Source organism: Pseudomonas sp. MYb2 (genome assembly GCF_002979955.1).
Classification (GTDB): domain Bacteria; phylum Pseudomonadota; class Gammaproteobacteria; order Pseudomonadales; family Pseudomonadaceae; genus Aquipseudomonas.
Genome location: NZ_PCQC01000015.1, coordinates 1 through 11192, shown reverse-complemented (window position 1 = coordinate 11192; position 11192 = coordinate 1). Strand labels below are relative to the sequence as shown.

Below are 11192 nucleotides of genomic sequence, written 5' to 3'. Positions count from 1 at the left end.
CCATAATCGACACGGCAATTTCATGTCGGCGGAGGATGCAAGACACCTCGGTCGGCCCCCTCTCCCTCCGGGAGAGGGCTGTATTCAAGAGCTGCACCGACCTGCACGTCTTGCTGTGAAGCCATAATCGACACGGCAATTTCATGTCGGCGGATGATGCAAGACACCTCGGTCGGCCCCCTCTCCCTCCGGGAGAGGAAACCGATTCGGGGATATTCAAGAGCTGCACCGACCTGCACGTCTTGCTGTGAAGCCATAATCGACACGGCAATTTCATGTCGGCGGAGGATGCAAGACACCTCGGTCGGCCCCCTCTCCCTCCGGGAGAGGGCTGGGGTGAGGGAAAGGTTTTACTCGGATTGTGGATACTGCTCGGCACTCACCTGTTCCATCCAATCCACAACTTTGCCATCAAGCACTTCAGCGATGGCGATATGGGTCATCGCCGTGGTGGGCGCGGCCCCGTGCCAATGCTTGGCGCCGGGCGCAATCCACACCGTATCACCGGGGCGAATCTCGCGAACCGATTGCCCCCATTCCTGCACAAACCCTGAGCCAGCCGTGACGATCAACGTCTGCCCCAGCGGATGCGTATGCCACGCCGTCCGCGCACCCGGCTCGAACGTCACCGTCGCGCCGCTGACCCGCGCCGCATCCGAACCCTTGAACGGCGCATCGACACGCACCGTGCCGGTGAACCAATCCGCCGGGCCACGGGCCGAAGGTTGCGAGCCGTTGGGCATCACGGTCACGCGCGGTTGTTCATTGGCCTGCACCTCGCCCGCCAGCAGGGAAAGGGTCAACGCAGAAGCAGCAATCGGGTTCATGGCAATGTCCTCCAGAGAATCAATGCCTGCACTTTACCGATCCATACTCTTCAAATAATCGACTAGAATTCGAAAAAACTTATGCAGGACACTCATCAATGCTTCGAGAAAACGCCACCGACCTGCTCGCCTTCCTCGCCGTGGCCCGTGAACGCAGCTTCACCAAAGCGGCGGCCAAACTCGGCGTCTCACAATCAGCGTTGAGCCATACCATTCGGGCGCTCGAAGCGCGCCTTGGCCTGCGCCTGTTGACGCGCACCACTCGTAGCGTTTCCCCCACCGAGGCCGGCGAACATCTGCTGCAAACCATCGGCCCGCGCTTCGAAGAGATCGAGGTGGAACTTGCCGCCCTGAGCAACCTGCGCGAAACACCGGCAGGCAAGATCCGCATCAATGCCACCGACCATTCGCTGGACTGGCTGCTGCGCCCGGTGCTCAAAGACTTCCTGCCCAAGTACCCGGACATCTGCGTAGAAGTCAGCTGCGATTACGGTTTCGTCGACATCGCCGGGCAAGGTTTTGACGCTGGCATTCGTCTGGGCGAAGACGTCGCCCAAGGCATGATCGCCACGCGCATCGGCCCAGACATGCGCATGGCGGTGGTCGGTTCGCCGGCCTATTTCGCCCGTCGCCCTGCTCCGCAAACCCCGCGCGACCTGACCGATCACGCCTGCAACAACCTGCGCCTGCCCACCAACGGCGGGCTCTACAGCTGGGAGTTCGAAAAGGATGGCGAAAGCCTGAAAGTGCGAGTGACCGGGCAAGTCACCCTGAACGGCGTCTATCCGTTGCTGGATGCCGCGCTGGATGGCTTTGGTCTGAGCTACATCCCGGAAAACATCGTCGCGCCGTATCTGGCCGATGGACGCTTGCTGCAAGTACTTGAAGACTGGTGCCCGACATTTGCCGGCTATCACCTGTATTACCCGAGCAGACGTCAGGCAGCACCGGCGTTTGCGTTGCTGCTGGAGGCGTTGCGCTATCGCGGTTGATCGCGCCGATCACTTTTTAAAACAACCGGCGGTCCGCCAGTGAGCTTTCGCCAGCGCGGCAGCTTGTGGCTCAGAAGCTGCAATCACCGTTGCCTCTTGTCCACGCTCTTGCCCCAGACAGATGTACTCCGTTTCTGCCCGCGCATTGAGGGTAATTGCCAACAGGCAGGCAGCGACAACACCGGTCAACGTTTGGCTGGCCATGTTCATGGAGAGTCTTCCCTGGCGAAACCGAAGACCTCCATGATTGATCGCAGCAAGGATGGCGCCAACTGTCAGATCTGACAGTTGCTTAGAGGCTTTGGATATAGCACAGCGTTGAGTCAGGCATACCCTCTGCGAAAAAATACAAACGACTGTGAGAGCGAGCCTGCCCGCGAAAGCGCTGTGTCAGGCGCCCATGATGTTGGCTGACACGGCCTCTTCGCGAGCAAGCGCGCTCCGACAAACAATCATCGTCAGTTCTGGGCAGCTCGTTTAAGGCTGGGGATCAAAGGCGCAGTTTGACCGGCGGGCTTTTCAGTTTGCGAGACATGCACAGCCGGCTCCTCGACTTCACCATTCAGCGCTTTGTGCATCTTCTCGGTATCCAGCGCACCCACCCATTTGGCGATGGCCATGGTGCCGACGCCGTTGCCGATGGTGTTGGTGATCGCCCGCGCTTCCGACATGAACCGATCAACCCCCAGCAGCAACACCATACCCGCCACTGGAATGGTGCCGAGTGAGGCCAGTGTCGCCGCGAGAATGATGAACCCGGAACCGGTCACTCCCGCCGAGCCTTTGGAGGTGAACATCAGCACCGCCAGCACGATCAATTGATCGGCCAGGGTCAGCGGCGTGTTGGTTGCCTGAGCAATGAAAATCGCAGCGATGGTGTAGTAGATCGCCTGGCCATCCGGGTTGAAGGTCAGTCCCGACGGGATGATCATTCCGGCCACCGGTTTCGAGACGCCGGCCTTTTCCATCTTCGAGATCATCTGCGGCAACACCGATTCCGAAGAGCTGGTGCCAAGCACCGTGAACAGCTCTTCCTTGATGAATTTGAGGAACTTCCACAGGCTGAAACCGCTGTAGCGACAGATCGGGCCAAGCACGAAGACCACGAACACTGCGCACGTCAGGTAGACACAGGCCATCAGTTTGCCGAGAGAAAACAGCGAACCGAAGCCGTATTTGCCGATGGTGAACGCAATGGCACCGAACGCGCCAATAGGCGCCAGGCGCATGACCATGTTGACGATACGGAACATGCCCTGCATCAGACTCTCCAGCGCATCGACAAACACTTTGCCACGCGGCCCGACATGCGCCAACGCGATGCCCAGCAGGATCGAGAACAGCAGAATTTGCAGGACATTGCCCTTGGCGAACGCATCGACAATCGTGTCGGGAATGATGCCCATCACAAAGTCCATGAACGACGCGTGTCTGGCCGCCGTGGTGTAGGTCGCCAGACTGCTGGTGTCGAGGCTGGCGACATCGACGTTCATGCCGGCACCGGGTTTGAACACATCGACCACAATCAGGCCGATCACCAGGGCCAGGGTCGAAACCACTTCGAAGTAGATCAGGGCACGAAAACCGACTCGCCCCAGTTCCTTCATGTTTTCCATGCGTGCGATGCCGGTGACCACCGTGAGGAAAATCACCGGCGCCAGGAGCATTTTGATCAGTTTGATAAAGGCATCGCCCAAAGGTTTGAGCGCGGTGCCGGTCTCAGGCACCAGCACGCCGATGAGTGCGCCGAGGATCACGGCGACGAGGACTTGCACGTACAGTTTGCCGAATATTCTTTTCATGACAGGGCCCTGATTTTTTATTGTTGTCAGGAAATGCCAAGGGGTCGCAAAACCCCTCGGCGTTGTGCCGCAGTACTGTTTTGAATCGGGGGAAATCAGCGGTTGATCAGTGCGATCACCGCGTCGGTGACCTGGCGCGTAGTGGCCGTGCCGCCGAGGTCGGGGGTATGCAGGCCGCTCTCGGTGACCGCCTCAATCACCGACATCAACTGCTTCGCGGCGGCCTTTTCACCCAGGTGTTCAAGCATCATTGCCGCCGTCCAGAACGTTGCGATCGGATTGGCAACACCTTTACCGGTGATGTCGAACGCCGAGCCGTGGATCGGTTCGAACATCGACGGGAAGTTGCGCGACGGATTGAGGTTGGCGGTCGGCGCAATGCCGAGGCTGCCGGACAGCGCCGCCGCCAGATCGGACAGAATATCGGCGTGCAGGTTGGTGGCCACGATCACATCCAGCGTCGATGGTTTGAGCACCATGCGCGTGGTTACGGCATCGACCAGTTCCTTGTCGATCCTGACGTCGGGGAAGTCCTTGGCGACCTCGTAGAAAATCTCGTCCCACAGCACCATGCCATGGCGCTGGGCATTGGATTTGGTGACCATGGTCAGGTGCTTGCGCGGACGGCTTTGTGCCAACTGGAAGGCAAAACGATGGATGCGCTCGACGCCTGCACGGGTAAACACCGACACCTCGGTAGCGACCTCCTCCGGCAAGCCCCGGTGTACGCGACCACCGTTGCCCGAATATTCGCCCTCGGAATTTTCCCGCACCACTACCCAGTCAATCTGCTCGCCGTTGTGCAACGGGCTTTTCACCCCCGGCAACACCCGCGCCGGACGCACGTTGGCGTATTGGTCGAAGCCTTGGCAGATCGGCAGGCGCAGGCCCCACAGGGAAATGTGATCGGGCACGTTGAGCGCACCGACCGCGCCAAAGAAAATCGCGTCGAAGGTTTTCAGCTCTTCAAGCCCGCCTTGGGGAATGTAGTGACCGTGTTTCAGGTAGTTGTCAGAGTTCCAGTCGAAGTGTTTGAACGTCAGTTCAAAGCCGGATTTCTTCGACAGGGCCTGCAGCACTTCGACGCCGGCTGCGATCACTTCCACGCCAATACCGTCGCCGGGCACCGCTGCAATGTTGTATGCGCTCATGGTCAACTCCACTCTTTCACGTTTTTGTTTTGCCTGCCGTACAAGTCTGTCCGGCGGGGTGTGATCGGAGTATATGTAGTGACCTGAAAGCTGTGAGTTACCGCAAATCACTACATCCATGACTTTGAGTTACGAATGAGCCAGACCCTCGATTTGTCGTTTTTCCACTTGCTGGCCAACAAAGGCAGCCTCGCCGCCACTGCCCGCGAACTGGGCGTGACGCCGCCCGCCGTGAGCAAACGCCTGACGGCGCTGGAGGCACGACTGGGTGTGCGTCTGGTCAATCGCACCACGCGCTCGATGAGCCTGACCGCTGAGGGCGAGTTGTACTTCTCCCACGCCGCGCGGATTCTCACGCAGATCGACGAGGTCGAGCAGTTGATCGGTGCCAGCCGGGCGACACCGAAAGGGCTGATTCGGGTTAACGCGTCACTGGGTTTTGGTCGACGTTATATCGGCCCGGCACTGGCGGCGTTTTTCGCGCAATACCCGGAGGTGGAGATCCAGCTGGAAATCAGCGACCACCCGCTGGATCTGGCGACCCACGGATTCGATCTGGGCATCCGTTTCGGCACCTTGCCCGACGCAGCCTTCCATGCCCGCAAGATTGCCTCAAACCGACGCTTGCTCTGCGCCTCGCCGCTGTATCTGGAAAAGCACGGCGTGCCGCAAAAGCTCGCCGACCTGCAGCAGCACAATTGTATCTTCCTGCGCCAGAACGAAACGCCTTACGGGGTGTGGAGCTTCGCAAACGGCGGGCGCACTCAGAACATCAAGGTACGCGGTGCGCTGGGCTGCAATGACGGCGAAGTGGCGCTGAATTGGGCCCTGGAAGGGTTCGGCATTCTGCTTCGCGCCGAGTGGGACATCGCCCGTTACGTGCGCAGCGGACGCTTGCGTCTGGTGCTGGAAGATCAGACGCCGACCCGCGCCGACGTTTACGCGGTGTATCCACAACAACTGCATCTGTCCGCGCGGGTGCGCAGCCTGATCGACTTTCTGGTCGAACGCTTCAAACACATCGACAACCTGGGCATTCCCGGCGATCAGCCCACCAACGCAATCAACTGATGCCGCTGCGCATCGGTGAGCATCGGCCCGAACCCGGCCTTGACGTTATCGGCCATGTAACGCGGATTGCTCGTCCCCGGAATCACACACGTCACCGCCGGATGCGCCAGCAGAAACTTCAGCGCCAGTTGCGGCCAACTGTTGACCTGTACATCCGACACCCACGCCGGCAGCGGTTTGCCTTTGAGCCGGGCGAGCAGATCGCCGCCGCCAAAAGGTCGGTTGCAGATTACTGCCACGCCGCGCTCGCGGCACAAGGGCAGGATGCGCTTCTCCACGCCACGGTCATCGAGGGCGTAGTTGATTTGCAGAAAATCCAGTTGCTCGGCCTTGAGCACTGCTTCGACTTCGTCATAGGCCGAGGCGGTGTAATGGGTGATGCCGATGTAGCGGATGCGCCCCTGCTCTTTCCATTCGCGCAGGGTTGGCAGGTGAATTTGCCAATCGAGCAGGTTGTGGATCTGCATCAGGTCGATGCGCTCGGTGCGCAGCAGGCTGAACGACTGCTCCATCTGCGCGATGCCCGCCTCGCGGCCGCGGGTCCACACCTTGGTGGCGAGAAATGCCGGCGAACGTGGTTCGTGGATCGACAGCAATTCGCCGGTGGTCTGTTCGGCGCGGCCATACATGGGCGAACTGTCGATCACCGTGCCACCCTTGGTGAACAGCTCATCGAGCACCGTCGGCAACTGCCGATAGACCGGGTCGCCCGGCGCGACGTCGAAACCGCGATAAGTGCCCAGCCCCACCATGGGCAATGATTCGGAGCTGGAGGGAATGGCGCGGGTCTGCATGGCGTGGCCTCGGCTAATCGCGGGTGGCGTGGCAGTGGCCAACGCCCGATTCAAGGTGAAGACCGCCGAAACCCCGGCAGCCAGCGAGAGCAATCGGCGACGGGAGTAACCCTCAGTGTGGCTCATGCTGGTTCCCCTGCTGCGTGGATCTGTTGCATGTTGTGTGCGCAGGCTGCCCGAGCGAATCGCTGGACTACACTGCGACAGCGAACCTTCTCACCCCGTTAAAAGTAGCCGAATGTCCCGAACCCTGATGTCACTCGTCGTTTTGATCGTGGCCGTGTACCTGCTGCTGTGCACGGCGCTGTTCTTTTTCCAGCGTTCGCTGATCTACTTTCCACAACCCGCTGCCGTGGCGTCGGCGGACTCGCGGTTGAAACTGTCGATGGCGGATACCGAGGTGTGGGTGAGCACCCGCGAGCGCTCGGGGCCACGGGCGCTGATCTATTTCGGCGGCAATGCCGAGGACGTGTCGCGCAACCTGCCGGAGTTTGCCGAGGCCTTTCCCGATTACGCGTTGTACCTGCTGCACTACCGTGGTTTTGGCGGCAGCGGCGGTTCGCCGTCCGAAGAGGCGATTGCCGAGGATGCGTTGGCGCTGTTCGATCAAGTGGCTGTCAGTCATCCGCAGATTGCCGTGGTCGGACGCAGTCTTGGTTCCGGTGTGGCGGTGCGTCTGGCCAGTCAGCGGCCGGTGCAACAGCTGATTCTGGTGACACCTTACAACAGCCTCGAAGAAATCGCCGCGAAGCAATATCCGTGGGTGCCGGTGCAGTGGTTGCTCAAGGATCGTTTCGAGTCGGGCAAGTATGCCGCGCATATCCGCGTGCCGACGTTATTGCTGGCGGCCAGTGATGACGAGGTGATCGCGCGGGACAGTACGCAGCGCTTGCTGGAGAACTTCCCCAAGGACGTGGCGGTGCTCAAGGTGGTGCCGGAGTCGGGGCATAATTCGATTTCAGACCGACCACAGTATTGGCAGTGGATGGGGGATGTGCTGAACCGCTGAGCTGTTCTGCATTTGAGTAATGTGGCGCTTTTAATGACCCCATCGCGAGCAGGCTCACTCCTACATTTGAAATGCATTCCAATGTAGGAGTGAGCCTGCTCGCGATTGCGTCTTTCGGCGCAACTATAATTCTGCCAGATCGCACTTTTCGTCACCCCGCCACAAAAGCCTCTCTATTACCCCTGAACCAAGTCCGCAAACCCCAGTCCTATTCGCGCCGCGCCCTGCGGCTGACCTCACCTTAGCGATGTCCCCCTTTTAGAGCTGTCCGTCCCATGCGCCACGCCGTTCGTTCGTCTCGCTTCGTTTCGCTGTGCTTGCTGATCCTTGCATTTTTATTGGCCAACGCCGCCCACGCTGGGGCTGAGCGGCAACTGGTGGCCGCCATCAATGACTATCGCGCCCACCCGCAACGCTGCGATCGACGCCCCGCGCAACGCCTCGCACCGCTGGCCTTGAAATCGAATCTGGCATTGCCGATCGGCTATCGCTACGGCGGCGGAATGCGCGAGGCGCTGAAGGCCTCGGGATATTCAGCGGTCGCGGTGCGCAGCATTCGCATCGTCGGCGCGCAAGATGCCGAAGAGGCGTTCGACCGATTGCAAAGTGATTATTGCGGTGCGTTGCTCGATGCGACCTACGCCGACATCGGCATCAGCCGCTCACGCAGTGAGTGGCAAGTGGTGTTGGCCCGTCCGGTGCTCGACAGCCGCGTCGGTGACAACCGCAGCGTCGGCAAAGCGCTGCTGGCGGAAGTCAACGCCGCTCGCGCTCGCCCTCGAATGTGCGGACGCCAGCGTTTTGCTGCGGCCCGCCCGTTGAGCTGGAACGCAGCACTGGGGGCTGCGGCGCAGGGACACAGCAAAGCCATGGCTTATGGCAACTACTTCGCCCATCGCGACCCGGATGGCGAGATGCCCACCGATCGCGCCCGGGCGGCGGGTTATCGAGGTCGGCAGGTGGGCGAGAACATCGCCGCCGGGCAGCGTTCGCCGGGCAGAGCCATGGCCGGCTGGCTGGCCAGCCCCGGGCATTGCGCCAACCTGATGAACCCGATGTTCACCCAGGTCGGCGCCGGGTTCGCCAGCGAGTCGCGCAGTGATGAAGGGGTTTACTGGACGATGGTGTTTGGGGCGCCTTGATTTCGAGGTGATGCAGCGGGCCCTATCGCCAGCAGGGCTGGCTCCCACATGGGTTCGGCGTTCACCGGACAAAAATGTGGCGGTCTGGCACGACCCCATCGCTGGCAAGCCAGCTACCACAGGGGAGTGCATTCAACATGTAGGAGCCAGCCCTGCTGGCGATGTGGCCAGTGCTGGCGCCATCAATCACTTGGGCCGGCGCACCGCTCGCACTCGCCCGCTGCCGCCGCCACCGCAATAAAACCGTTCGCCAGCATCGGCCTCCAATCCGGAAACGCCAATCCCGTCGGGCATCTTCAGGCTTTCCAGCACTTCGCCATTCTGCGGGTCAATGCGCCGCAACTCGCTTTCATCGCCCTCCCACGTGCCGTGCCACAGCGCGCCGTCCACCCAGGTCACGCCGGTGACAAAACGGTTGGATTGCAGCGTGCGCAGAATCTCGCCGGTGTCCGGGTCGATCTGATAGATCTTGCGCTCGCGATACTGCCCGACCCACAGCGAACCCTCGGCCCACGCCATGCCCGAATCATTGCCGCCGCCCGGTGCCGCAATGGTGTTGAGCACCCGCCCGGTGGCCGGGTCGATTTTCTGGATACGACTGTCGGCGATCTGGAACAGGTGTTTGCCGTCGAACGCGGTACCGGCATCGGCACCGACCTTGATCGTGCGTACGGTTTCGCCACTCGCCGGATCGAGCGCATTGAGTTGACCGTCGCTGGCGAACCACACTTGCTGGCCGTCAAACGTGACGCCGTGGACATTGCCGACACCGTCGAACGGCCCATATTCACGAAGCACTTCTGCGTTTGTCTGTTTCATGGTGACTTCCTCAAAGGTGTGAGAGGCCAGACTAGCCACTGCCCAGCGACACCGGGAGTAACAAGATCGTCGCGAAACCCGGTACCGGCGGCGTCATCCAGCGCCGCGCGCGGCCCAATCCAAACGACTGCACTTTCTCTTCGCATGCCAGTGTCTCCAGTGCCCGCTGCACCTGGCGTTGACTGCTCCCCAACGCCAGCGCCAGCGCCGAGCTCGACCAGGCTTCGCCGTCGCCGAGCAGGGCCAGCAGTGAGGCGTATTTGCTATCTGCGGGCAGGGTCAACAGCGCCACATCATCGGCCTCCAGCGCAAAACCCCGACGGGTCGCGGTGATCTTCGCCAGCGGTTGCAACGCCGCCCGCAACCGGCCGATTTCGACCCGCAGGCGCACGCGATGGGACTCATCGCTGAGCTTCAAACGAAAGGCCTTGGCAATCAGCACTTCCCGGCAGACATCGGCGGGCCAGGCCTCAGCGAGGGTGCGGGCGAGATTGAACAGCAGCGGCCTGGATGCCAGGGACACGCGCATGCCAGCACCGCGTACGCTGTAGCGACAGGCATCAATGATCAGTGTTGGCGATGCAAACAGGTCTTCAACGTGTGCCAGCGTCACCCATTGCGACTGACCCGCATGGGTCAAGCGGGCTGCAGGAGCCTTGAGGATTTGCCAGGCGTGTTCGATTTCCGCGCTCAGCGAAGGAATGCCTGCCGAATCAGCGGCTTGTTGCGCCCGCGTCAGGGTGATCTGTGCTTTGTGCGCCTGCACCCGTCGTAGGGCGATGCCGGCCGTCATCAGCTCATGAACGGCGCGCAGAACCGGCGGCAACACTGCCGGGGTCATTTGGCCGAGCAGCGCTTCAGCCTCGTCCAGTTCACCGATCAGCAGCCATCGGCGAATCTGCAAATAACCCGCGTGCGCTGCGTTTAAAGCATCGCCGTGTGCGTGTAAAAACTGTCGCGCCGTCTCCAGCGCCTTGACCGGCCAGCCCAGATCCCGCGCTGCCAGAGCCACTTCGGCCTGCGCCACCACGCAGCGCGCCTTGGACAGCGGCTCATTCGCGCCAAACCCTCGTACCGCCCGCTGCAACAAGGCTTTGGCTCGAGAAAATTCGCCGAGCTGAGCCATGGCGATGCCGCGCAACGCCAGTGCCGGTGGATCCTCGCGCAATGCCACAAGCTTCAATGCCGCCAGCGGATCACCGCCAGCCAGCGCCCGGCCAGCGGCATTAATCAGCGAATCCATGGTGAATTCATCCTCGCGGGCACTCCGTTACACAGCCGTGAAATTGAGTTTAATCCCGACCGGCAAGCGTGTTTAAAAACCCTTGATAGCACTTTGGTATTCCGGCACCATCGGCAAAGCTTTTCCACGGAAGGAGTCAGGCATGCTGGACGCAAACGCTACCCACATTACCTTTTCGCTCGAAAGCGTTGCCAGCGATCTGCAGGTGTTGAGTTTCGTTGGCCGCGAAGCCATCAACCACCCCTTCTGCTTCGATATTGAACTGGTCAGCGCCCGCCCCGACCTGAAGCTCGAAGAACTCCTGCACAAACCCGGCGTGCTGACCTTCGGCGCCACCGGCGA

General features: G+C 60.9%; 11 protein-coding genes and 1 pseudogene. 5 read left to right on the top strand and 7 right to left on the bottom strand.

The genetic code is table 11. The annotated features are described in order from the left end of the window. Positions 1-350: 350 nt before the first annotated feature. Positions 351-827: a cupin domain-containing protein gene (locus CQ009_RS21645; RefSeq protein WP_105708680.1), complete on the bottom strand. Its 477-nt coding sequence runs from the start codon at positions 825-827 to the stop codon at positions 351-353. Positions 828-925: 98 nt separating this feature from the next. Between CQ009_RS21645 and CQ009_RS21640 the strand changes: the two genes are divergently transcribed. Further along, positions 926-1819 (top strand): LysR family transcriptional regulator, encoded by an 894-nt coding sequence (locus tag CQ009_RS21640; RefSeq protein ID WP_064390687.1) that lies wholly within the window; start codon positions 926-928, stop codon positions 1817-1819. A gap of 9 nt (positions 1820-1828) precedes the next feature. Here the strand turns inward: CQ009_RS21640 and CQ009_RS21635 are convergent, their stop codons facing one another. The 3 genes from CQ009_RS21635 to CQ009_RS21625 form a co-directional block, all read right to left on the bottom strand. Continuing rightward, complete coding sequence (locus tag CQ009_RS21635) at positions 1829-2029, bottom strand: hypothetical protein (protein ID WP_105708679.1); 201 nt, start codon at positions 2027-2029, stop codon at positions 1829-1831. A 248-nt stretch (positions 2030-2277) separates the two neighbouring features. Next, the gene (locus CQ009_RS21630; RefSeq protein WP_105708677.1) at positions 2278-3621 is read right to left on the bottom strand and encodes a dicarboxylate/amino acid:cation symporter; all 1344 of its coding nucleotides are present in this window, start codon (positions 3619-3621) and stop codon (positions 2278-2280) included. 95 nt (positions 3622-3716) lie between these two features. Next, complete coding sequence (locus tag CQ009_RS21625) at positions 3717-4772, bottom strand: tartrate dehydrogenase (protein WP_105708673.1); 1056 nt, start codon at positions 4770-4772, stop codon at positions 3717-3719. Positions 4773-4907: 135 nt separating this feature from the next. On the opposite strand from CQ009_RS21625, the gene CQ009_RS21620 reads away from it, so the two are divergent. Further along, positions 4908-5843 carry a LysR family transcriptional regulator gene (locus CQ009_RS21620; protein ID WP_064390691.1) on the top strand — a complete coding sequence of 312 codons (936 nt, stop codon included), beginning with the start codon at positions 4908-4910 and terminating at the stop codon, positions 5841-5843. On the opposite strand, the gene CQ009_RS21615 is transcribed toward CQ009_RS21620, so the two are convergent. Further along, positions 5819-6763 carry an aldo/keto reductase gene (locus tag CQ009_RS21615; protein WP_177330954.1) on the bottom strand — a complete coding sequence of 315 codons (945 nt, stop codon included), beginning with the start codon at positions 6761-6763 and terminating at the stop codon, positions 5819-5821. The genes CQ009_RS21620 and CQ009_RS21615 overlap by 25 nt on opposite strands. Before the next feature lie 112 nt (positions 6764-6875). On the opposite strand from CQ009_RS21615, the gene CQ009_RS21610 reads away from it, so the two are divergent. After that, complete coding sequence (locus CQ009_RS21610) at positions 6876-7646, top strand: alpha/beta hydrolase (RefSeq protein ID WP_105708671.1); 771 nt, start codon at positions 6876-6878, stop codon at positions 7644-7646. Between the two features lie 275 nt (positions 7647-7921). After that, positions 7922-8788: a CAP domain-containing protein gene (locus CQ009_RS21605; RefSeq protein ID WP_105708668.1), complete on the top strand. Its 867-nt coding sequence runs from the start codon at positions 7922-7924 to the stop codon at positions 8786-8788. Between the two features lie 186 nt (positions 8789-8974). Here the strand turns inward: CQ009_RS21605 and CQ009_RS21600 are convergent, their stop codons facing one another. Further along, positions 8975-9607 (bottom strand): DUF5074 domain-containing protein, encoded by a 633-nt coding sequence (locus tag CQ009_RS21600; protein WP_064390694.1) that lies wholly within the window; start codon positions 9605-9607, stop codon positions 8975-8977. A 31-nt stretch (positions 9608-9638) separates the two neighbouring features. Further along, positions 9639-10850 (bottom strand): helix-turn-helix domain-containing protein, encoded by a 1212-nt coding sequence (locus CQ009_RS21595; RefSeq protein ID WP_105708667.1) that lies wholly within the window; start codon positions 10848-10850, stop codon positions 9639-9641. A gap of 142 nt (positions 10851-10992) precedes the next feature. Between CQ009_RS21595 and CQ009_RS21590 the strand changes: the two are divergent. Next, a pseudogene (locus tag CQ009_RS21590) lies at positions 10993-11192 on the top strand (type VI secretion system tip protein VgrG); the annotation flags it as partial.